Here is a 21968-nt window from a genome sequence, read left to right on the forward strand (position 1 = left end):
TTATGGCATCTCTCGACGAGATCAGACAGCAGGGTAGCACGTTGAGGGGGGTCTTGGGCTTGGCTACGTGGCCTATAGGGATCAGATTCTGTAGTAGAGGCGAGCAGTGCGGGGGCTCCGGCTTTAAGAGGCCGTATAGAGATCTCGGCATCAGAGTTGCGTTTTGCCAAGCCATAAACATCGCGAGGACGTACGGCTGGAAGCTGGCGATAGGCCTAGAGGACTCGTACTGCATGATAGGCGCCGAGGCTTTAGGCTTGACCAAGACCTATCTAGACTACATCGACAGGGATATACCGAAGTGGCACACGTCCGACAAGGGTGCTATGGAGAGAATAGTCTCCGTGATACACGCGAGATTTCTGGAACCCGGCTCGACGGAGCTCGTGTTGATATCGCCGCTGGATAGGATAGACTTCGAGCCTCACGTCGTGGTCATCTACGGCCTACCTGCGCAAATAGCGACGGTGGCGAAGGCCTTGATATGGAACGGCGTCGTGCCGGGTGAAATTACGTATATAGGGATGGCCTCATGTACGTTGATACCTTATTCGCACAAGTACGGCAAGGTCCAAATAAACATACCGGGCACCGGCGAATTGATACTGGGGAGGACGGAGAGCCACGAGATGAGTATCGTGATCCCGGCTAAATACCTACACCTAATAATTCCTGGCATAGAGGCCGTGAAGAAAATACACCTGTATCCCTTAGCTAAGTTCTCGCTTTATGAGCCCAAGGTTCCGAAATGGTACGAGGAGCTGACCTTCGACTATTATAAAAAATCCGTCGACCAGTGACGCCGAGAAGAAGTCGGAAGCCCTTGGGATTATATCATTTAGGGGTATCTCCCGCTTCTGCTGGGCCGGTTGCATCAAGGCCTCTACGTTCTTCTCCACGAGAAACTTGTATTTCTAGGCGTGTGCCTGTAGCTTGGAGGTGTCTATCTGCACACCGGCTATCTTGCTCACCACGTCTATGAACTTGGGGGCCGCCGCCACGTCGGGGCCTACTCTGCCCACAAGGTCTTTGAGTACGAGGGTCTCTATTGTTGCCTATCTTGTCGCTCTCCACAAGCCTCTAGACCGCCGTGAGGAGCTTAGATTCGGCCAGTATCAACATGCCGTCTATAGAGCGGCCCAGGACGGCGTCGATGACACCAGCCGTCAAGACTCGAAGACGCAGTAGCTACAAACGTGGCTAGGTGAGCCTCACAGCGGGTTAAGAGGCTTGGGGAAGAGATTGGGGGGTGGCGTCACAGCTGGCTAGACACCACGCGGAGGGCCTTGTCGACACTGCAGTGTGCAGAGCGTTGGGCATATGCCAAAAAGCTTAAAAAGTCGTGGGAGATTTCCGGGGGAGGCCCCGGTAGCTCAGCCTGGTGGAGCGCCTCACTGGTAAAGGCCTCCGGGCTACCGACTGAGGAGGTCCCGGGTTCGAATCCCGGCCGGGGCTCCATGTAGATTTCTAGTGACTATATTGGTGTTTAGCCAGCGCATATGGATCAAGCTATATGTGAGGATTTGACCCCGGCGGGGGTTGAGCCGGGGATCCGCGGCGGGTAGCGGTTGTCACACGGGCCCTCGGTACTCGCCAGCGTATTGACTTGGTGATCGTTGTGTCGCGCCACGTAGTGGGGACTTCACCGTTGTTTTTCTCACCACCTTGATTTTGGTTGCACGTTGCCTAGTATTGCGCTGTATGCGTTTTTCCAGCCTTCTCTTGTGATTTTGTGGTATGCCTCGTCGAGGTTTATGCTGTCTACTATATGCGCTATGAATTTGGTGATCCAGAGGGCTAGTTCGGTTTTCTTCTGTGGGGTGATGGTGTGCCACAGCTCGTGTGCGGCTTCTATTGGGTTGGGTGGGTGGGCTCCGCACACCACCAGCTCCTCTCCTCTCACTGCGCCGAGGGCTAGGGAGGGGGTGGGCGGGGGGCTTGGCGGGTGGCTGAAGTAGGCGTCCCACTCCCTTAGGTCGACTTTTCCGTATACCCTGGCCTTTATGACGAGGGCGGCTAGCTTGGCCGTGGCCAGCTCCCTCAGCCGGAGGTCTTCGGCTGAGCCGTAGCAACGCCAGTGTGCCTTTACCTCGTAGTAGAGGGCGAGGAGGGGCTCTAGGTACTTCTCGAGGGGGCCCAGGTCTACTGATCGGCCAGCGCATAGTTCCCTGGGGAGTGGTAGCCAGAACTCGCCGAGCCTCGGCGCGGTTGCCTCTAGGAAGTCTACGCAAGCCTCGACTCCTGACCTCGTGAGGGAGGTGGTGGCTATGAACAGGGCTCTCCGCATCTATACTCGGCGCAGAGGGGGTGGCCCTCCGGCGCCACTACGACCACCTTGTCCCGGGGGAGGCTGGGGAGTAGCTGGGCGAATTCTGGGTAGATGTATATCTTCTCGGCGGCGTCTAGCAGGATGAGGGCGAGGCCGGGGTCCTCGACGTGTGCCTGGACTCCGCCGTCTACCTCCTCGGGCTTGACCTCGGCGTAGCGGTCTATGTGGACCGCGCCGCACTCCTTCGCGCGTCTCAACGCTTGGGGGCCGCCCCCGAGGATGAAGAGGGTCGGCACCCGGTTCGTCGTCACGGGTCGGCGCTGCGAGTCCTCCTCACTCCCTCGCGGCTATTACGGCTATCTCTATTAAAACGTCTCTGGGGAGCCTCGCGGCCTGCACGGTGACGCGGGCGGGGGGCTTCTCGGGGAAGTACTGGGCGTAGACTTCGTTGAAGGCGGTGAAGTTGTTTAGGTCTGAGAGGAACACTAAGGCCATGGCCACGTCGCCGAGGGTGTAGCCCGCGGCCTCCAGCACGGCCTTTATATTCTCCAGCACCTGCCTCGTCTGCTCCTTTATGCCGCCCTTGACCACCTCGCCGGTTTTCGGGTCGACGGGGATCTGCCCCGCGACGAAAAGCATCTTCCCCACCTTAACCGCCTGGGAGTAGGGGCCGATGGGCTTGGGCGCCGCCTCTGTGTAGACAACCTCCTTCATGTGGAGACGGTACGTAGGTGTTTATAACATCACCCGCCTACCCCCACACAGCCTCTCTCTGTAGTAGCCGGCCACCACGTCGGCGAGCTGTATGCCGGGGGTGCGTCTCGAGTCTCTCTCGACGTACCTAAACCCCGGCCTCAAGTCGCCGTGGAGCAATTGGTTGTCCAACACAGCCAGCGCGGCGTCTCTGGCCAGCTCCTCCAGCTCCCGTAGAAATCCCTCGGGGGTTTTGTAGTGAAACGCGGTGTACCGCAACTCGGCTGCTTTCTCTATCAGTGCTATTACGGCCTCTGGATTCCCCCTCCTCTTTACGGCGCGCCACTTCAACTCGCCGCCGATTCTCAACATCCTTTTGATATTGTCGACTAGGTGTCTACCCAGCTCTAGATACGTGGCGCCTCTGCTTGATGCAAATGCCACGGCGCCGAGGGCAACACAGTTGCAGACGTCCTTCAAGCCGCTCTCGTCAATGAAAACAATCACAAAGCTTTTATACAAGAACTTGCTTTTTAACTAGTGAGGCCGGGGGACATGTCCCCCCGGAATGGGGAGGGAATCCCCCGCTGACTTTCCGTGAAGCCGGCGGATATGTCCCCCCGGAATGGGGAGGGAATCCGCCGCCGACTTCCCGAGGCATAAAGCTAATATTTGGAAGTTAACAGTTCTTTATGTTGCCGGAGAGTGTAAAGGTGCCGAAGATCGCTCTGGTGGATAAGGTGTCTCTTCCGGCGAGGAGGACTGCGGTTGTTGTGGTGGATATGCAGAACGACTTTGCCCACCCCAATGGGAGGCTGTTTGCGCCTGCGGCTCGGGACATAATTCCGCGCATCGCGGCGCTTCTGGAGCGGGCTAGGCGGAGCGGGGTGAGGGTGGTGTATACGCAGGATACGCACTACAGAGACGACCCAGTGGAGTTCCCCATCTGGGGTGAGCATGTGGTTAAGGGGAGCTGGGGGTGGCAGATTGTGGATGAGCTCAAGCCGGGGGAGGGAGATGTCGTGGTTGAGAAGATGAGGTACGACGCCTTTTTCGGCACGCCGCTTGACCACGTGCTCCGCATGTACGGCGTGCAGCACCTCGTGGTGACCGGCACCGTGGCTAACATCTGCGTGCTTCACACGGTGGCCAGCGCGAGGCTTAGGCTTTACGATGTGGTTGTGCCCATAGACGCAATCGCGGCCCTCAACGAGTTTGACTACGCCGCGGCTCTGAGGCAGATGGACTTCCTCTACCGGGTGACGCTGACGAAGACGGAGGGGGTGGAATTCATATAGCGTTTTTTCCGCCGTGTCAGATTTAGAGCTAGCCGCGGCGCTGGGGGCGTGGGTTATGTTTGTCACGCTGGTGTTGACTAGGCTTACATACAAGCCGCTGTCGAGGCTGGGGCATATGCGGGCTGTGTATTTCAACAGGAAGATTATACACATGCTGGCCGGCGGGGTTGTGGCTGTTTTAGTGCCGGCGTTCTCCAGCTGGGTGGTGCCCACGCTGTCGGCGCTTGCAATCGCCGTCTTTCTCTACGTCCCCCACAGGGCGGGGAGGCTTTTCTGGTGGTTTCAGGACCCCGGCAACATGTACGAGGTGTCTTTCGCCGTTATGTGGGGCCTCGTGGTGGCTCTGAGCTGGGGTGTGTTGGGCGACTGGAGGCTCGGCGTGGTGCCGGCTCTTTTCATGGCTGTGGGCGACTCGGCCACCGGCATAGTAAGGAACCTCTTGTTCAAGAGGCGGACTAAGCACTGGGTGGGGAACGTGGCGATGGCCGCGGTCTCTGTGCCGATTGGCTGGTACTACCTAGGGCTCCCCGGCGCCTTGGCAGGCCTTCTGGCCAGCGCCGTGGAGAGGTTCGAGTTTCCGCCGGTTGACGACAACGTGCTGGTCCCCCTCTCCTCCTTCCTATTCCTCGCCGTTACCGGCATATTCTACCCATTATGATGTGGCTGTAGAGGCCCCCCTGGTAGATAACTCTCTTGAGGAGGAGCTCTCCACCCACCTGGCTGAGGAAGGTTCTGTACCTCGGGGTGATGACGACGTAGGTGGCGCACCCCCTGGCGAGCCTCCTCATGGCCTTCCCCAGTAGGCGGTAGAGCCTGCCGATTCTTCCAGGTATTCTGAAGCCGTACGGGGGGTTGAATATGTATTTGTCGCAGATGGGCCTCGCGGCTCTATATACCTTGGTGGAGTCGAACCAGATGTGGTCCACCTGGGGGAGGTGGGCTGTGTTGACCAGGGCTCCTTTGACATGTCTAAGGGAGATGTCTATACATAGGTAGCGTGCGTGTGGGTAGAGCTCAGCGGCCTCTGCCACCACAGTCCCGCCTCCGCAGGTCAAGTCGCAGATGGTCTCGCCGGGTTGCGGCTTGGCTAGCCTCGCCATGGCGTTTGCAATTATGGGGTTTAGGCTCGCGTAGTGCTGATACACGCGCCAGGGCCTGTCCTTTAGACTCCTCTTGGCCACCGTCACCCAGACGGAGACGTAGTGCTCCACCACGTCGACGTTTATCTCGACGTCGGGGTCCACCAGGCTTATGGTGAAGCCTCTGTCCTTGAGCCACCTGCCGACCTCCCGCTCCACGTCCCGCGAGGTGAAGCCGTGCTCCCCCACCCGCTCGCACCTCACCCCCGCCGTGGTGTTCGCCGTTAGGTATCTAAGCGCCTTGTGGAGCTGACCGACGGCGAGCTCCACCACCTCCCCCAAAGTGTCGGCACGGCCGTCCCCCAGGAAGACGCCGAAGCGCTCCACAGTCCTCAGACGGAACAGCTCCGGGGGGGCCGCCTCCACCTGGGCCACCACCCTCCCCGTCATGTAGAGGCCCCTCGCCCTCTGCGCGCCGAACCTCTCTGCGAGCTCCTCAATGACGAAGTCCTCCAGCCCGGGCACCGTGGTGAGTAGGTAATCCACGTGGCGCCTCCGCCCACTTGTTTATAGGTTGTGCTTTGCTAAAAAATTTATACACATTGAAAGGTCCGGACGGTGGATAAGTACGTGGCTGACAGCTCGGTGGTGCTTGACGGGACGCTGAAGGAGGCCGTGGTGGCCGGCAAGGTGAGAGGCACCGTCTTCATCCTCTCGGAGCTGGTGGAGTACTTCTCCCAGCTGGCCAGGTCAGGTGACGGCGTCGGCGTGGTGGGTATGGAGGAGCTGAGGGATCTCTACGACGTGGTGGATAAGCTGGGCCTGGGCGACTTTGTGAAAATCGAGGTGGTTCCCGCGGGCAGGCGGCTGGAGCCGGGGGAGCTCGACGCCTACGCCAGGCGCCTAGCTAAGGAGAATGGCTACGTCTACGTCACTAGCGACGAGCTGGCGAGGGACACCGCGGTGGTGGAGGGGGTGGAGGTGCTGTATCTGGGTAGGACGCGCGACGTGCTGACTATTGAGAAGTTCTTCGGCCCCGACGTAATGTCGGTGCATTTGAAGGAGGGCCTTCCGCCGTTTGGCAAGGTGGGGAGGCCGGGCAACTGGCGTATTGTGCAACTCTCCAATGAGCCGCTTACGCGGAAGCAACTGGAGGCTGTGGTGAGGGAGCTCATATCGGAGGCGTCGCGTCTGGGGCCCCGCACGAAGATAGAGATTAGGAGGCCCCACTCCTTGATAATACAGCATAAAGAGTATAGAATTGTCATAGTCTTCCCGCCGGTCTCCGAGAGGCTTGAGATCACAGCCACGAGGCCCGTGGTGAGGAAGAGGATTGAGGACTACGGGCTTGACCCGAGGGTTTTGGAGAGGCTTGAGAAAAGCGCGGAGGGCATCCTCATCGCCGGGGCCCCCGGCGCTGGCAAGACAACCTTTGCCCAGGCACTTGCCGAGTTTTACCTAAGCAAGGGGAAGGTGGTGAAGACTGTGGAGTCGCCTAGGGATATGGTGCTCAGCCCAGCTATAACCCAGCTCTCCAAGAACCTCGCCACTTCGGAGGAGATACACGACCTGCTCCTCCTCTCGAGGCCCGACTACACCATATTTGACGAGATGAGGGACACGGCGGACTTCCAGCTCTATGTGGATTTGAGGCTCGCCGGCGTGGGGATGGTGGGGGTTGTCCACGCCACGTCGCCTATAGATGCCATCCAGCGCTTCATTAGGAGGGTGGAGCTGGGGATGATCCCCTCGATTATAGACACGGTGATTTTCATGAGGGACGGCGAGGTGCGGAAGATATACGCCTTGTCTATGGTGGTGAAGGTGCCCGCCGGCATGAGGGAGGAGGACCTGGCTAGGCCCGTGATCCTCGTTAAGGACTTCCTCACCGACGAGGTGGAGTACGAGATATATGTATTTGGCGAGGAGACCTTCGTAGTCCCGGTTAAGAGGGCTGAGGAGGGGAGGGCGCCGAGCCGCAAGATTTACTCCATGGTGGTGTCGGCGCTGAAGCGCTACGTGCCTCCCAGCGAGATTAGGCTGGAGGAGCGGGACGGCCTAATCTTGATAAAAGTCCCGGAGGAGTACCTCGGGGTGGTGCTCTCCCGCGGCGTGTCGAAGTTGGAGAAACTCAGAAGGAAGCTGTCGGTAGACTTCAGGATAGAGGCTAGGTGAGCAGGGCGGTAGCCAAGTACTACGACTCCATAGCTCACATCTACAGCGACGTCTATCTCAAGATGGAGTACTACAGACGCCTCTACCGGCGCATCGGCGAGGTGCTGGATAGATACATCAAGCCGGGCATGTCGGTACTCGACGTGGGCTCCGGCACAGGCTTCTGGAGCCTCTACATGACGCGGCTAGGGGCCCGCGTAACCTCGCTGGACATCTCTCAGATTTCTCTCAAGCAGTGCCGGTGCGTCGAGAAAGTCGCCGGAGACGCCGCGCGCCTCCCCGTGAGGAGGGGGGTCTACGACGCCGTGACCGCCCTCGGGAGCGTGTACAACCACCTAAGCGACGTGGGGGACGCCTTCCGCTCCGCGGCTTGGGCGCTGAGGAGAGGCGGCCTTTTCATAGCCGACATAGACAACGCCGTCTGTGTAGATATGCTGTACGAATACCTCCTTTTCCAAAACCCCTGGAAGCTCATTGCGGCGGCTAGAGACGGCGTTGTGAGGGGGGTCTGGGAGTCCGCCGACGGCGAAATCCCCCTCACCTACTACTCATATTTCTATGTTAAATCCGCCTTGGCTAGGGCCGGGCTTAGGCTGGTCGAGGCGAGGCCTATATACCTCGCGCCGCCCCTACCCACGCGGCTCCTCCAGAGGAAGTTCCGGCTAGGCTTTTTCGAAAAGCTAGATCTCCTAAAGCCCCTAGCCCCCCTCTCCACCACTGTGGTATACATAGCTGTTAAAGCTTGACAAGCAGGGTTTCGAAGTCCTCCGGCACATATATGTGGGGCGGGGGGACCACCCGGGAGGCCAGCTCCCTGTGCCGCCTCTTGTCGGGATACCTCGCGCTGATGTGGGTTAGGACCAGCACCGAGGCCCCCAGCGCCCTCGCCGCCTCCACAGCGTCGTCCACAGTGGAGTGGCCCTCGTCGTGGGCCTTGGCCGGGTCCACGTCGTCTGCAAACGTGGCCTCGTGGATCAATACGTCTACGTTGCCAACAGCCTCCCACATCTTGGGACACGGCGCAGTGTCGCCTGTGTAGAGGAGGCGCCTAAACCTTTTGTGGGCCGGGTCGGCCACCTCCTCGGGCGTCACCACCCTCCCCCCCACCTCAACAGGCCTCCCCCTTATCAACTCCGTCAAGGCCCGTTTGGGCAAGCCCTCCACTTTGGATAGGTCCAGCTTGTACCCCACATCCCACTCGAAGAGCCACCCGCAGGCGTCGACGGTGTGGCACACCTTGACGCACGTCGCCTTGAAGCGCTCCTCCACGTGGCTGTCGCCGACCTCCACCCCCAGCCTCTCCAACACCCCGTGCGCCGTCCTCGGCGCCAGCACCTTGAGCCTCCCCCCGAGAAATCTGCTGGTTATGATCAGCCCCGGGAGGCCCAGCGTGTGGTCCTCGTGCATGTGGGTGACGGCGACCATGGTGAGGGAGGGGGGAGACACGCCGATCTGCAACAGGCGGTACTGGGCACCCTCCCCCGCATCCAGTAGCACTCTGTGGCCCAGCCAGTCCTCCATGTATATGGCGGGGAGCATACGATCGGCCTTGGGGACGGCGCCGCCGGTCCCCAGAAACACTAGTTTAAGCAGAGGCACGGGGGAGGGGGCGAGGGGGGTAAAATCCTTAATGTCCCGCCGACGTTCTGAACAGCTCCACAATCTCCTCGAGAGACAGCTGGTACACCCGCTTAGTGGAGGGAGACAGCCCAAGCCTCCGCAGGGTCTTCCTCCTAGCCGAGAAGAGCCACGCGGTGAAGCGCTGGAAGCCCTCGAAATCCTCTACACACGGCGCCCTCGGCGTGAGCCTAACCACGGCTGAGTACACCTTCGGAGGCGGGGCGAAGACCTGGGGAGGCAACACCCGCAGAACCTCGACGTCGTAGTGGCAACGTACGGCTATGGTCAGCCTCCCGTAGTCCCCGCTCCCCGGCGCCGCCGCCAGCCGGTGGGCCACCTCCCTCTGCACCGTCACGACGGCCGGCAACCTGCGGCTCGCCAGCCTCAGCAGAAGCGGCGAGGTCACCGCGTAGGGGATGTTTGAGACGAAGAAATCCGCATGCGGCCACTCCACCTCAAGCGCGTCGCCCTGGATCACCACCACGTTTGGGGGGGCCATCTGCCTCAGCCACTCAGCCAGCTCCCGGTCGAGCTCAATGGCGTACACCCTCCTCGACTTTGCGGCGAGGGGGAAGGTCAGGGCCCCCCTGCCCGGCCCCACCTCAATGACGTCCAGCCCCGGGGGCACCAGAGAGACGATGTACTCAGCCGCCGAGGGGTCCACGAGAAAGTGTTGCGAGAGGCGCCTCCTCCCCACGCCCTCTATAACCCACCTATATATAGCCACACACCCCGCATCCCTTGCCGCCTCCCGCGGAGAGCTGGCCGCCACACCAATAAGCATAAAAAAGCTCGTCAATCTACACAGCACGTGGATTACAGAGCTATCGGCCTCAAGACGGGTCTCGAAATCCATATCCAGCTACAGACAAAGCGCAAGCTCTTCTGCCACTGTGCTCCGGTGCTGAGGGATGACGAGCCTCATTTTAGGCTGGAGAGGAGGCTTCACATATCTGTGAGCGAGCTGGGGGCGGTGGACCCGGCTGTGCTTTGGGAGGTGCGCAAGAGGAGGAGGTACATCTACGAGGGGTACAGGGACACCACCTGTCTGGTGGAGCTGGACGAGGAGCCGCCTCACCTCCCAGATGAGGAGGCCCTGGCGACGGCGGTGGCCGTGGCGAAGATTTTCAACGCCAAACTGTCCGACGAGATCCACGTCATGCGTAAAACCGTAGTTGACGGCTCCAACGTCTCGGGGTTCCAGCGGACCATGTTGGTGGCCTATGGGGGGAGGGCCAAGATCCTGGGCTACGACATTGGTGTTGAGACGATTGCGCTGGAGGAGGACGCGGCTAGGAAGATGTCTGAGGAAGGGAAGACCGTCGTTTACAGGCTGGATAGGCTCGGGATCCCGCTTATTGAAATCGCGACGGAGCCTATGGCCTACACGCCGCAGCAGGTGGAGGAGGTGGCGTGGATAATTGGCTACAGCGTCAAGATCACGGGGAGGGCGAGGAGGGGGGTGGGCACGGTGAGGCAGGACGTGAACGTGTCTATCGCCGGCGGCGCCAAGACGGAGATCAAGGGGGTGCCGGATCTGGCCCTTATCCCCAAGGTTATCGACTACGAGGCCCAGCGGCAGCTAAATCTTTTGAAAATCGCCGAGGAGCTGAGGAGAAGGGGAGTGGATAAGGTGGAGCTCTCGGTTGCCGACGTGACTGAGGCGTTTGCCGGTACGAAGTCTAAGCTGGTGAAGAGGGTGCTGGACGCCGGCGGGAGAGTTGTGGCTGTGAAGGCGCCTGGGTTCCAGAAGTTGCTGGGCTTCGAGGTCCAGCCGGGCCGGCGCTTCGGTACGGAGCTCGCGGACTACGTGAGGGCGTGGACTGAGCTCGGCGGCCTTCTGCACAGCGACGAGCTCCCGGGCTACGGCATATCTGCAGAGGAGGTGAGGGAAGTCTCGGCGAGGGCCGGCGTGGAGAGCTTCGTACTGCTGATGGGGGTGGAAGAGGCGGAGCTGATGGAGGCGGCTAGAGTCGTCGTGGAGAGGCTCAACGCGGCGCCGAGGGGGGTTCCGGAGGAGACCAGGGCGGCGAATCCCGACGGCACTACGAGGTTTCTCAGGCCGAGGCCCGGCGCGGCTAGGATGTACCCGGAGACGGATCTGCCCCCCGTTAAGATCACTTTCGAGATTTTGAAAAAGGCTGAGGAAATCGCCAGGACGACTCTAGACGCCAAGCTTGGGGAGCTTACGTCTATGGGGCTCAGCAGAGATCTCGCCCTCCAGCTGATAAAGTCGCCTCAGTTGGAGAAGTTTGACGAGTACGTCGGGAGGTACAAGCAGGTGCCGCCGCAACAGATAGCCAACATGCTTGTAAACACCTCCAGGGCCCTGGCGAGGGAGGGGGTGGAGGTTACGGAGGCCAAGATCGAGTCCGTGCTGGAGGCCCTGGATAGGAGAGTCATAACGAAGGAGGCTGTGGAGGAGGTTCTCCGGGGGATGAGGCCTGGGGAGTCAGCCGAGGAGGCGGCGAAGAGGCTAGGCCTGGTACGTCTGCCCTACGACGAGGTTAAGAAAATTGTGGAGGAGGTGGCGCGTCAGGTAAGCAGAGAGAAGGTGGTGGGGGAGGTTATGCGGAGGTACAGAGGGAGGGTGGATGTGGAGGACGTGAAGCGCGCCCTTTCTGAGTTACATTTTTAAGTATCTCTTTTAAAGGCGTCGATGGCGAAAATCTACGTAGCAACGGACGTGCTGGGCTTCTTCGCCCTTGACGAAGCCGGCAACGTCGTGGACAAAGAGCTCTACGAGAAGAAACCCGACATGGTGGCGGCCCGGCTTATGGAGCTGGAGAAGTCAAACTACGTGCCGGAAATTGTCAAACTCATTGAGAGAATAAAGCCGAGGGCGGAGAAGGTGGTGTTGGAGGACCCCGAGCTGGCCCGCAAGCTGGTGGCGGCGGTGAAAGGCGTTGAGATAGTCGGCGAGAGCCCCTCGCACATACTCGTCGAATTTAGGCGGAACTTCCCGAAGTATCTAGGCGCTCTGGGGCTCACGTGGGATGAATACCAGAAGTTCCTTTTCGAGGTCAGCGACTTGGTAACCAGGCTGAAGCTGAGGCAGGCGGTGGAGAGGCGCGATCTCTTTATTGCCCAGGCGATCAGCACGCTGGACGACGTGGATAAAATACTAAACTTAATAGCGTCGAGGATTAGGGAGTGGTATGGGTTGCATTTTCCAGAGCTTGAGGAGTTAATTAGAGACAATAAGGAGTACGTCACAATTGTGTACCACATAGGACACAGATCTAGGATAGCGGAGGACGCCTTGAAGAAGATTCTCCCGGAGATGCCTGAAGAAAGGGCAAAGAGAATTGTGGAGTCGGCCAAGAAGAGCATCGGAGCCGAGATGTCTGACTGGGATTTAGAGCAGTTGAAGATATACGCCGACATATATCTAAACCTAGACGCGTATAGGGAGAAGCTAGCCACTTACATCGACGAGGCGATGAAGGAGGTGGCTCCCAACGTAAGAGAGCTGGTTGGCCCGCTCCTCGGGGCTAGGTTGATAAAACTGGCCGGCGGCCTCACAAGAATGGCGTTTCTACCCGCCTCGACGATCCAGGTGCTGGGCGCCGAGAAGGCGCTGTTCAGGGCGTTGAGGACCGGGGGCAAGCCGCCGAAACACGGCGTCATCTTCCAGTACCCGGAGATTTTCCGCTCCCCGCGTTGGCAGAGGGGGAAGATAGCCAGGGCCCTGGCGGCTAAGCTGGCCATAGCAGCTAAGGCCGACGCCTTCACCGGCAACTTCATAGCGCCGCGGCTCAAGGAGGAGTTGTTAAAGAGGATACAGGAGGTCAAGACTCTATACGCCAAGCCGCCCCCCAAGGCCCCCACGCAACCAGCCGCCAAGACGCCGCCCCCACCTCCACCGCCTAAGAAAGGCGGCGAGAAGAGGCCTCCTCCAAGAAGGGAGAGGGGGAGGCGCTAGCCCGCGTTAAGTATATAAACAACGGGGTTGCCCAGCTCCTATGTCTATTGAAGTGGTAGACGTGAGACCTCACGAGCGTCATTACGGCGTGTATATCGTCAAGTTTGAAGACGGCACGGAGAGGATCGCCACTGTGAACCTAACTCCGGGGAAGAGGGTCTACGGGGAGAGGCTTATTAAGTGGGGTGGCTTGGAGTACAGGGAGTGGAACCCCTACCGCTCAAAGCTGGCCGCGGCTATTCTAAACGGTCTGAAGTTCGTCCCCATCGCCGAGGGCACCCAGATCCTCTACCTAGGCGCGGCCTCGGGCACCACCCCCAGCCACATGAGCGACATTGTGGGGGAGAGGGGCTTGATATACTCGGTGGAGTTCTCCCCCCGCGTCTTTAGGGAGTTCATGGAGAAGCTTGTGGATCAGGGGAGGAGAAACGTAATTCCCATACTTGGCGATGCCAGATTCCCCTACCAGTACGCCCACTACGTCAAGGGGGTGGACGTGGTGTATATAGACGTGGCCCAGCCGGCTCAGGCTAAGATATTGGCGGACAACGCCGACTACTTCCTAAAGCCGGGCGGCCACGTCATGCTGGTGATCAAGGCCATGAGTATCGACGTCACGGCGCCTGCCACTGAGACCTTTAAGCAGGAGATAAACACACTAAAGGAGAGGGGGTTTGACATACTTGAGACAGTCCACCTAGAGCCATACGACACGGCCCACGCGATGGTTATCGCGAAAAAGAAGTCTTAAGACTTCAAAAACTCGTCTACGTACTGCGCCGCCCTCATCCCTGAGCCAAGCGCCTTACCGATGAGGGAGGGCCCCGTAACCACGTCTCCAGCTGCGAAAACCCCGTGCCGCGTCGTCATCATTTTCTCGTCCACCTTTATAGTGCCGTCTGGGTTGAACTCAATCCCTAGGCAGTTCCCAGGCGGGGTGGGCTCCTCGCCGGCGGCGATCAGCGCCGTGTCGAATTCTTCCTCAAACTCGCTACCGGGCACGGGCTCCGGCCTGGGCCTCCCCGACTTGTCAGGCGGCCCAAGCCGCATCCGTATAAACCTCACCTTTTCAAGCCTCCCGGCGCCTAGGAAAGCCACGGGGTTGACTAGCTCCCTAAACTCAATGCCCTTGGCTGTCAGCTCTGTCTCGATGGTCTTCCTCCCCGCGGGCGCCTCGTTTATAGTGCGCCGGTAGGCCACGACGACCTTCTCGGCGCCCTGGAGCTTAGCCTCGAGAGCCGCGTCTACGGCTGTGAGCCCGGCGCCTACCACCAAAACCTTCCTCCCCGTTGGGTACACTTTTTCTCTCGGCAGGTATCCAAGCTGGCTGGAATATATCCTAAACAAGTAGTCTAGTGCCTTGTATACGCCGGGGAGCCCCTCGCCGGGCACGCCTAGTGACCTGCTTTTCCAAGTGCCTGTGGTTAACACCACAGCGTCGTATCTATTGACCAACTCTTCTAGATTTACGAATTCTTTTACTAGGAGTAGGGCCTCGTGTTCCCGCGGCTTCTCTCCGCAGTAGACAAAGGTGGAGGTGTAGAACTTGGCACCTGCGTCTACCAGCTCCTTTACCCCCTCCCTGACGCCCTCCCGCGGGACTCTGAAAGGCGGTATGCCGAATATGAGGAGGCCCCCGGGCTCCGGCAGGGCGTCGTATATATGGACTTCGTGGCCGTTGCACAGCAACACCCCGGCGGCTCCGAGTCCCGCAGGCCCCGCGCCTATTATAGCCACCTTCTTGCCGGTGGGCGGCTTCTTGGTGTTTGGCCTGCACCTCAGTAGAAACCGCATGTCTCTGTGTAAAATCTCGGGTATTAATAGAAGTTTACAACTCTAGCCTATATCAACAAATTCTCCGGGAGTATTTTATATTGAGAGAGGTGCAGGTAAAATCTAGGCTAATCCTCACCGCGTCGTTTATAGAGAGGTGGGAGGTGTCCAGCACCAAGTCGAAAATTGAGAGGTCTCTTATATCTATGCCATAGATGGAGAGGTACCTCTTTCTATTCAGCTCTTCCCTCTCAGTCACCTCTCTCAGCGCCTCTTCGAAACTCTTCTTGTCTCTAAGAGAGACGCGCCGGGCCCGCGTCTCTAGCGAAGCTTTTAGATATATACACACGTCGGCGTAAGGCCTCACGACCCACGCCGTGAGGTGCCCCTCCAGCACCACGTCCCCCGCCTTGGCCCTCTCCACCGCTAGGGAGTCGACTTTCTTATCGATTTCGGGGTTCGCCTCTGCATATTTATGAAACTCTATTAGGTCCATCCCCATCTTTGTAGCCATCTCTCTGAAGAGGGTACCTGACGATACGAGGGGGACGCCCAGGATCCTCGCTATTTCCCTCGCTATGGTGGTCTTTCCGCTACCAGGTTGTCCAGAAACTGCAACTACAACCATTACTACAGCCCCCTCGCCGCCAGCCTCAGCCCCCTCGCCAAGACCTTATGTGAAAAAACACCACCGTATGGCCTACTGGGCGCCCTCACCCTTACGCCAAATCGGTAGATCTTTTTGTCCATCCCGCCGATGGCCAGGCCAGTGACGGGGCACCTAGGCACGCCCTTGGCTTTTTTCTCGTAGCGTACAGCTGTGCGGCCGCCGGGCGTCTTCCTCTTTATTCGCCTAACGCTTCGAGAGCGGTGAGCCGGCCTCGGCATAACCCCCACGAACTACATACTTTAAAAAATTTCCCCACTGGGGCCATCAATTCAGCAGATACGGCAACTCTACAGCCGCACCTAAGGCGATTCGGCGAATGGCGGCTCTGCTGGGCGGGGTGTAAACGCGGCGCCTGGGGCGATCCTGATCGGCTTTAAAAAACAGTGGCTTTGCGGGGTGAGGCTGGGTGGGCAACGTGCGGCGGGGTTTGGTTTCGAAAAGTTTATAAGAGTGTGGATAACCACGGCTTATGCCGGCTATAGTACTGCCACCTAAACCAACAGCTCTACAGAAGCCGCACCTAAACCTGGCGGTGGTAGGGCACGTAGATAATGGAAAGTCGACGCTCGTAGGGCGCCTGCTTTACGAGACTGGCTATGTAGATGAAAAGGCGTTTAAGGAGATTGAAGAGATGGCTAAGAAGATGGGTAAGGAGGACTTCGCCTTCGCCTGGATACTTGACAGATTTAAGGAGGAGCGCGAGCGCGGCGTGACTATCGAGGCGACGCACGTCGGCTTCGAGACAAACAAACTATTTATTACGATTATAGACCTGCCGGGGCACCGAGACTTTGTTAAAAATATGATTGTAGGCGCCAGCCAGGCGGACGCCGCGCTCTTCGTAATATCGGCGAGGCCTGGCGAGTTCGAGGCGGCCATCGGCCCCCAGGGCCAGGGTAGGGAGCATCTGTTCCTCATCAGGACGTTGGGTATCCAGCAGATTGTGGTGGCTGTGAATAAGATGGACGTGGTGAATTACGACCAGAAGAGGTATGAGCAAGTCAAGGGCGAGGTGAGCAAATTGCTAAAGCTTCTCGGGTACGACCCCAGTAAGATTAACTTCGTTCCGGTGAGCGCCGCTAAGGGGGACAACGTCAAGTCTAAGTCGCCTAACACGCCTTGGTACAACGGCCCCGCTCTTCTCGAGGTTCTCGACACGTTCCAGCCGCCTCCGAGGCCGACGGACAAGCCGCTTAGGATGCCGGTGCAAGACGTCTTCTCCATAACCGGCGCAGGTACCGTGGTGGTGGGTAGGGTTGAGACTGGGGTGTTGAAAGTGGGTGACAGGATTGTCGTGGTTCCGCCTGCCAAGGTTGGCGATGTGCGCTCTATCGAGACTCACCACATGAAGCTGGAGCAGGCTCAGCCTGGTGACAACGTTGGTGTCAACGTGAGGGGTATTGCGAAGGAAGATGTGAAGCGCGGAGATGTGTTGGGTAAGCCTGACAACATCCCGACGGTCGCTGAGGAGATTATTGCCCGTGTTGTTATTCTGTGGCACCCCACGGCCATCGGGCCGGGCTACGCGCCGGTTATGCACATCCACACGGCGACTGTGCCTGTGCAGATCACCGAGCTGGTGTCTAAGCTCGACCCGCGTACGGGACAGGCTGTGGAGCAGAAGCCGCAGTTTATTAAGCAGGGCGACGTGGCTATTGTGAAGATTAAGCCTCTGAAGCCTGTGGTGGCGGAGAAGTTTGGCGACTTCCCGCCGCTGGGCCGCTTCGCCCTCCGCGACATGGGTAGGACCATTGCCGCTGGGCAGATAATCGAGGTCAAGCCGGCGCAGGTACAGATTAAGTAATTTCTTTTGTCACCTTTTTAGGGTTGGGGTTGTCCCTCCGTGGTTTGTCCACCTCTTGTCTACTGTGATTAGTAGGGGTGCTGGTACCGAGAGTCCGGTTACTACCGCCTCTGTTTCGTCTAGTGTGCGTAGCGGCCTTGGGTCGTCGAGGTGCTCTGCGACTGTGGCTACGTATTTGAGATCGTGTGGGTTTATCATGCGTTTAAAGATCTGCGTCATTGCTTGGGAGGCGACGTCTTGGTCTAGTCTCGCAGGTCTTTGTGTGATTAGGCAGAGGCCTAGGCCGAATTTTCTACCCTCCCTAGCTATCTTGGCGATGTGGGTCTTGGCGAGGGCTGTGGAGGCGGCTGGGGCGTAGTTATGCGCCTCTTCTATGACTATTAGGGTGGCCAGGTTGCGCCTCTTGGTGGCCGTCCTGTAGAGCTGGTCGAGGAGGACTGTGAGAAAGATTTGCTGGTCCAAGCCCTCTAGGCCGGATATGTCGAAGATGTGCACCGCCGGGGTGGTTAGGTAGGCGGCTGGGTCTACGAGCTTTATGGGCTCTCCCTGGTAGGTGTCTCCGTATTTTGTGAGGAATATTGGGCTACTGTAGAAGAGAGATCTGAGCCTGCCTTCGAGGCCTCGCATGGCCATTTCGCCGGCGTATCCGGGCGGCGCCGCGTGCCTCCCCCCATCCAGAATTTCACGAATCAGCTCCTCTACGGTGGTGAGCGGCTGTTTCTCTCCGTAGCTTGTGGCGGCTTGCCAGCCCTCCTCCAGTATCCTCTTCTGGGCGTCTGTCAGCGTGTAGAGCATGTCTAGCAACTTCTCGAGGGTGCGCAGGGGTATGCTCCGCGGGTTTACGCCGACTCGCGTGTAGGTTCTCTGTCTGCCGTACCGCCTGGCGAAGGCCTCGTCTTGGGGGGATACGTCCACCTTCCCGGCGACGTATATTCTGACTCTCTCGGCGACCGCCCTCCCTTCCTCTGTGGCAGGCACCGACATGGCGGAGTATTCGCCGTGTGGATCCACCACAATTATGGGCACGTCGAGGAGGGCGAGGCGCTCGATTATGACGCCTGCCAGCCAGCTCTTGCCGGCGCCCGTACTGGCCAGGATCGCGCAGTGGTGAGTAACCAGCCTCTCGGCGTTTATGTAGGCGGGTATGTCTGTGCCCTTTATGTGGCCTACGGTGATGTAGGTCCCCTCTTGGGGTGGGGCGAAGAACTGTTTCAGCTCCTCGGTGGTTGTCTTGTATACATAGGTGAAGGGCTTGACGGGCTTTTGTGGCCGGTATATTCTGCCGCCCAGCCTCGCGCCGAGGATGGCGGCCTTGGCTTCTGTATAGAAGAGGGCCTCCTCTATGCCCAGAGTTTCTTTTACCTCTCGGACTGTTGCCTCTTCGTCGAGTTGGGCTATGAGGCGTGGGTCTGCCGTGGCGTTTCTATGTCTAATGGCGGTGACGCGGGATACTACGCGTATCCCGTCTATCTCCGTCGCGACGAAGCTACCGACGTCTAGATCCACCCCTCTAAACGGCTTAAATATGTAGTGGTATATAGATGTGGATTTTATAACTACGCCTATTTTATCCACTGTGTGTACAAGGCGTGGGTTTATATAGCCCTGGTCACATTACCCTAGTACTCGGCGACTTTTTTTATCGCCTCCAGCAAGGAGGCGGGGTCTGTGATGTATATATGGCCTTTACTATCAACAATCTCGGCCCTGTCTTCGTATATTCTTAAGGTGTAGAGAGGCGGCTCAGCCACGTAGAAGTGCTCCACTGGGAAGGCCCTTCTTACGAATCCCTCAAGGTCTACATACGCCTTGATGAAGTGATCCATATGTTGTATAAATACCTCGTACAGCCCCCCGGCGGGTTTTTTACTGGTGTCTATGTTGATTTCTATCTCTCGGTGGCAGACCGGGCATTTAAACCTAGGCACGGTTTTGGGTAGAGGTTTGTTTTAAAGTAGTCTCGCCGCGAGCCTTGGGTCCAGCTTTCCGTGTATATACTCGTAGTAGTTTAGAATTGGGGTTCTGATTCTGTCGAGGTCGTCTATGCCTATGCGTGGACAGGCGGTGTTTACAACGAGGTCGAACTGTAAGTCGTCTATGTACTCAGGCGCGGCCTCGTCTAGAACTACCACAGTTAGCCCCCTGGCGGCGAGCTCCCGGGCCTTGTCGTCTTGCCTCTGGCCGGGTTTAGTCGATACCAATACGGCGGCTCTGCGGGGCTCTGCGAGGTGGGCCCTGGCCTTGAGCTTCATAACTCTCGCGAAGTCGGGCTCCACGTCCCTCACCTCGCCTCTAAAGGGGTCTATCTGGTAGACGCGGGCCTCTGGGTAGAATAGCTTTAGTGTGAGGGGGTAGAAGAGGCCTGTGGCCACTACGTACGCCACTTCGCCGGGGGGCTCCCCCACCCAGCAACCTGTGATGGGGTCGCGGGCCGTGGGTAGCCCCGTCTCTCTGTGAATGGCCTCTGCAATCCTCCGGTAGGGAACTGGGTAGTAGAGCTTGCCGAGTGAGTTGGGCTTGGGCAGAACGGGGGGTGGGAGGTAGTAGACGGGTATGAAGTACACCTCGGAGCCCCCGGCCTCGAGGCGGTATAGATCTTCTCCCAGCTTTTCCACACGTGCTCCTAGGTTTTTCTGGAGTAGGTGGGCTATGTTGGGGGGGACGCCGTGTCCTAGGTGGAATATCCTCCTGTAGCGGGAGTCTATCCTCACGTCGCAGCTACCCCAGACAGGCCTCCCAGAGACGGCGGCGCCGGTCCTGGCGGCTATCTCGGCGGCGAGCCACTTGAAGCCGGGGGGCGCCTCTATCAGCGTATCTCTGTCGGCGGTCCAGGCTATTGGGTGTATCTCCACGTCCACGTTTTACTGGCGATGTGTGTTTAAAGCGTTTAGTAGCGCCTTTTTTATCTCCTCCCGCCTTGCCTTTAGGTTTTCATAATAGGTTCTAAACTCTGCCTTCACTTCTGCGATGAGTTTAGGGGGCGGCGTGCTGTTTCTAACTATTGAGTTTAGAGCCGCCTCTATCTTCGCCCTGACTGTGGGCTCTATGAGCTCCGGGGCGTGTTGGAACAGAGCGGTGGCTAGGGCTATGCCGAGGTCTGTCGGCACGCACCTGCCCTTGGCCAGCTTCATGTAGCCCCTCTTGACGTTGGTGTGTATGTGGTCTTGCATCGTGGCGTCCGTACCTATGCCGTACTTCTTCATTAGAGCCAGTAGCTCGGACTCGGTCATCTGTGGCGGAGGCTCCGTCTCCCTCTCCACTACCTCAACTTTGATGGCGCGGGCGGGGGCGCCGGGGGAGACGCGGGGCAGAGGCTTGTCGCGTTGCCTCTCCCATGGGTATATCCTCCAGTAGCCCTCGCTTATTACCCTCTGGCCCTCTGCGTACATCTCGACTCCGCCGAAGGCCGCGGCTATTTTCTGCTTCTCCACCAGAGCTGGAGGGCTCAGCGTGGCGAGGAAATGCCTCACGACGAAGTCGTAGATGGCCCAGGCCTGGGCCCCCGCCTTGCCGAAGATCTTCATGATCTCCGCCTTTGTGGCGCCTTTGGTGGGATAAATGGGTGGGTGGGCGCCGTCGTCGGAGTCTCCACGTGTCGGCTTGAAGCTTCGTCTCAAAAGCTCCTCGGCGTAGGGGCCGTGCTCCGTCTCCGCCAGGTCGCGGAGGATTTCACGGAGGTCGAGTGTTTGTGGGTATATGGTGGTCTCGGTCCTGGGGTAGGAGATGTAGCCCGCTCTATAAAGCTCCTCGGCGATGTCCAGCGTCTTCTTGGCGTTTATCCCAAGCCACCGGCTAGCCCTCCTCTCGAGCTCGACGGTTTCTAGAGGCTCCGGGGGCTCCACCTCGTGGGGTTTGTAGAGGGCGGTTTTCACAACGCCGTGTTTCACCGAGGCGGCGGCCCTCTCCCCCTCCTCTCTACTCTTGTAGCGAACGTCTGAAGACATCTCTATCCTGTGGCCCTCCACCTCCACTAGGGCCTTCAATATGTAGTACTTCTCGGGCTTGAAGTTCCTCCTCTGTAGCTCCCTAGTCACCACCATTCCCAAGACCGGCGTCTGGCAGGGGCCGTAGCTGAGGAATCGGCCTCTCTCGAGGTGTTCCCTCACGGCGAGGGTTAGGAACCTGGTGAAGGCAGCGCCGAGGGTTAGGTCTATCTGCATCCTTGTGAATACCTTCTCCACCTTCTTGAGGTCTAGCTTCGTGGGCCTCTGGAAGGCCGCCGTTATCTCCCGCGGCGTTACGGCGTTGAAGAGGACTCGGCGTATCGGCGCGCGTTTATTCACCGACCTCACCACAAGAGCCGCCTCGTATGCTATGGCCTCCCCCTCCACGTCGGCGTCGAGAGCTAGGTAGACCTCGTCGGCCTTGGCCGCCAGCGCCCTAAGCGCCTTTACGTAGTCAAGAGCCTCCCTCCTCACGACGAGGAGCGGGGTGGCGTTGAAGAGCTCCTCGGGGGGTAGCCACGTCCATACGTTTTGCCTCGCGGCGAAGTCGAAGTCCATTATGTGTCCGCTGAGGCCAAGCGCCGCGGCCTCCCTCCCTCCGTAGCTAAAGCTGTAGACTGGTACGCCGTGTATCCTCTGGACTCTGTAGCTTCTGCCTAGGTACTTCGCAATGGCTTGAGCCACCGAGCGCTTCTCAGCCACTATCAAAATCACATTA

At 58.8% G+C, this 21968-nt stretch carries 23 protein-coding genes and 1 tRNA gene; 10 read left to right on the top strand and 14 right to left on the bottom strand.

Going from position 1 to position 21968, the window contains the following annotated elements; genetic code table 11:
* Positions 1-2: 2 nt before the first annotated feature.
* Positions 3-800, top strand: coding sequence for a DUF169 domain-containing protein (locus P186_RS07080; protein ID WP_014288762.1), 798 nt, complete (start codon positions 3-5; stop codon positions 798-800).
* Between the two features lie 562 nt (positions 801-1362).
* Positions 1363-1458 (top strand) — tRNA-Thr (locus tag P186_RS07090).
* A 199-nt stretch (positions 1459-1657) separates the two neighbouring features.
* Here P186_RS07090 and P186_RS07095 read toward each other — a convergent pair.
* From P186_RS07095 to P186_RS07110, 4 genes are read right to left on the bottom strand one after another with little or no spacing between them, the layout of a single operon-like run.
* Positions 1658-2287: a hypothetical protein gene (locus tag P186_RS07095; RefSeq protein ID WP_014288764.1), complete on the bottom strand. Its 630-nt coding sequence runs from the start codon at positions 2285-2287 to the stop codon at positions 1658-1660.
* On the bottom strand, positions 2266-2580 hold the full coding sequence (locus tag P186_RS07100) for a hypothetical protein (protein WP_148682827.1): 315 nt from the start codon (positions 2578-2580) through the stop codon (positions 2266-2268). Before P186_RS07100 ends, P186_RS07095 begins: the two co-directional genes overlap by 22 nt.
* Before the next feature lie 22 nt (positions 2581-2602).
* Entirely contained in the window at positions 2603-2983 is a 381-nt protein-coding gene (locus P186_RS07105) for a RidA family protein (RefSeq protein WP_014288766.1), read from the bottom strand.
* Between the two features lie 21 nt (positions 2984-3004).
* A complete protein-coding gene (locus P186_RS07110; RefSeq protein WP_148682828.1) occupies positions 3005-3469 on the bottom strand; it encodes a DUF3800 domain-containing protein in 465 nt (154 codons plus the stop codon).
* 185 nt (positions 3470-3654) lie between these two features.
* Here P186_RS07110 and P186_RS07115 point away from each other — a divergent pair, with 185 nt between their 5' ends.
* Both P186_RS07115 and P186_RS07120 read left to right on the top strand, forming a co-directional pair.
* Positions 3655-4260, top strand: coding sequence for a cysteine hydrolase family protein (locus P186_RS07115; RefSeq protein WP_014288768.1), 606 nt, complete (start codon positions 3655-3657; stop codon positions 4258-4260).
* Between the two features lie 13 nt (positions 4261-4273).
* Complete coding sequence (locus tag P186_RS07120; protein ID WP_014288769.1) at positions 4274-4918, top strand: diacylglycerol/polyprenol kinase family protein; 645 nt, start codon at positions 4274-4276, stop codon at positions 4916-4918.
* Here P186_RS07120 and P186_RS07125 read toward each other — a convergent pair.
* Complete coding sequence (locus P186_RS07125; protein WP_014288770.1) at positions 4893-5885, bottom strand: methyltransferase; 993 nt, start codon at positions 5883-5885, stop codon at positions 4893-4895. The genes P186_RS07120 and P186_RS07125 overlap by 26 nt on opposite strands.
* Positions 5886-5957: 72 nt before the next feature.
* Here P186_RS07125 and P186_RS07130 point away from each other — a divergent pair, with 72 nt between their 5' ends.
* Together P186_RS07130 and P186_RS07135 are read left to right on the top strand one after the other, a co-directional pair.
* Positions 5958-7514: a PINc/VapC family ATPase gene (locus P186_RS07130; protein ID WP_014288771.1), complete on the top strand. Its 1557-nt coding sequence runs from the start codon at positions 5958-5960 to the stop codon at positions 7512-7514.
* The gene (locus tag P186_RS07135; protein ID WP_014288772.1) at positions 7511-8260 is read left to right on the top strand and encodes a class I SAM-dependent methyltransferase; all 750 of its coding nucleotides are present in this window, start codon (positions 7511-7513) and stop codon (positions 8258-8260) included. Before P186_RS07130 ends, P186_RS07135 begins: the two co-directional genes overlap by 4 nt.
* Here the strand turns inward: P186_RS07135 and P186_RS07140 are convergent.
* Both P186_RS07140 and rsmA read right to left on the bottom strand, forming a co-directional pair.
* On the bottom strand, positions 8250-9113 hold the full coding sequence (locus P186_RS07140; protein ID WP_014288773.1) for an MBL fold metallo-hydrolase: 864 nt from the start codon (positions 9111-9113) through the stop codon (positions 8250-8252). The two genes, P186_RS07135 and P186_RS07140, sit on opposite strands and share 11 nt — an antisense overlap.
* Positions 9114-9141: 28 nt before the next feature.
* Entirely contained in the window at positions 9142-9918 is a 777-nt protein-coding gene (gene rsmA, locus P186_RS07145) for a 16S rRNA (adenine(1518)-N(6)/adenine(1519)-N(6))-dimethyltransferase RsmA (RefSeq protein ID WP_420835141.1), read from the bottom strand.
* A 27-nt stretch (positions 9919-9945) separates the two neighbouring features.
* Between rsmA and gatE the strand changes: the two genes are divergently transcribed.
* From gatE to P186_RS07160, 3 genes are read left to right on the top strand one after another with little or no spacing between them, the layout of a single operon-like run.
* Positions 9946-11772 (top strand): Glu-tRNA(Gln) amidotransferase subunit GatE, encoded by a 1827-nt coding sequence (gene gatE, locus P186_RS07150; RefSeq protein ID WP_014288775.1) that lies wholly within the window; start codon positions 9946-9948, stop codon positions 11770-11772.
* A 21-nt stretch (positions 11773-11793) separates the two neighbouring features.
* Complete coding sequence (locus P186_RS07155) at positions 11794-13059, top strand: nop family pre-rRNA processing protein (protein WP_014288776.1); 1266 nt, start codon at positions 11794-11796, stop codon at positions 13057-13059.
* Positions 13060-13099: 40 nt separating this feature from the next.
* Positions 13100-13810 (top strand): fibrillarin-like rRNA/tRNA 2'-O-methyltransferase, encoded by a 711-nt coding sequence (locus P186_RS07160; protein ID WP_014288777.1) that lies wholly within the window; start codon positions 13100-13102, stop codon positions 13808-13810.
* Here the strand turns inward: P186_RS07160 and P186_RS07165 are convergent.
* Genes P186_RS07165 through P186_RS07175 form a run of 3 tightly spaced genes read right to left on the bottom strand, consistent with a single transcriptional unit; the run spans position 13807 to position 15720 of the window.
* Entirely contained in the window at positions 13807-14853 is a 1047-nt protein-coding gene (locus P186_RS07165; protein ID WP_014288778.1) for an FAD-dependent oxidoreductase, read from the bottom strand. The two genes, P186_RS07160 and P186_RS07165, sit on opposite strands and share 4 nt — an antisense overlap.
* A gap of 52 nt (positions 14854-14905) precedes the next feature.
* Complete coding sequence (gene cmk / locus P186_RS07170) at positions 14906-15460, bottom strand: (d)CMP kinase (protein ID WP_014288779.1); 555 nt, start codon at positions 15458-15460, stop codon at positions 14906-14908.
* 2 nt (positions 15461-15462) lie between these two features.
* Positions 15463-15720, bottom strand: coding sequence for a 50S ribosomal protein L34e (locus P186_RS07175; protein WP_148682829.1), 258 nt, complete (start codon positions 15718-15720; stop codon positions 15463-15465).
* Positions 15721-15971: 251 nt separating this feature from the next.
* On the opposite strand from P186_RS07175, the gene tuf reads away from it, so the two are divergent.
* The gene (tuf, locus tag P186_RS07180) at positions 15972-17306 is read left to right on the top strand and encodes a translation elongation factor EF-1 subunit alpha (protein WP_014288781.1); all 1335 of its coding nucleotides are present in this window, start codon (positions 15972-15974) and stop codon (positions 17304-17306) included.
* A gap of 9 nt (positions 17307-17315) precedes the next feature.
* Here the strand turns inward: tuf and P186_RS07185 are convergent, their stop codons facing one another.
* Genes P186_RS07185 through P186_RS07200 form a run of 4 tightly spaced genes read right to left on the bottom strand, consistent with a single transcriptional unit; the run spans position 17316 to position 21964 of the window.
* The gene (locus P186_RS07185; protein WP_014288782.1) at positions 17316-18881 is read right to left on the bottom strand and encodes a helicase HerA domain-containing protein; all 1566 of its coding nucleotides are present in this window, start codon (positions 18879-18881) and stop codon (positions 17316-17318) included.
* A gap of 44 nt (positions 18882-18925) precedes the next feature.
* The gene (locus tag P186_RS07190; RefSeq protein WP_014288783.1) at positions 18926-19234 is read right to left on the bottom strand and encodes a hypothetical protein; all 309 of its coding nucleotides are present in this window, start codon (positions 19232-19234) and stop codon (positions 18926-18928) included.
* A 21-nt stretch (positions 19235-19255) separates the two neighbouring features.
* Positions 19256-20164, bottom strand: a complete 909-nt coding sequence (locus P186_RS07195; protein WP_014288784.1) for a diphthamide synthesis protein — start codon at positions 20162-20164, stop codon at positions 19256-19258.
* A gap of 3 nt (positions 20165-20167) precedes the next feature.
* Positions 20168-21964: a DNA topoisomerase gene (locus P186_RS07200; protein WP_014288785.1), complete on the bottom strand. Its 1797-nt coding sequence runs from the start codon at positions 21962-21964 to the stop codon at positions 20168-20170.
* Between the last annotated feature and the right edge of the window lie 4 nt (positions 21965-21968).

Source organism: Pyrobaculum ferrireducens, assembly GCF_000234805.1.
GTDB lineage: Archaea > Thermoproteota > Thermoprotei > Thermoproteales > Thermoproteaceae > Pyrobaculum > Pyrobaculum ferrireducens.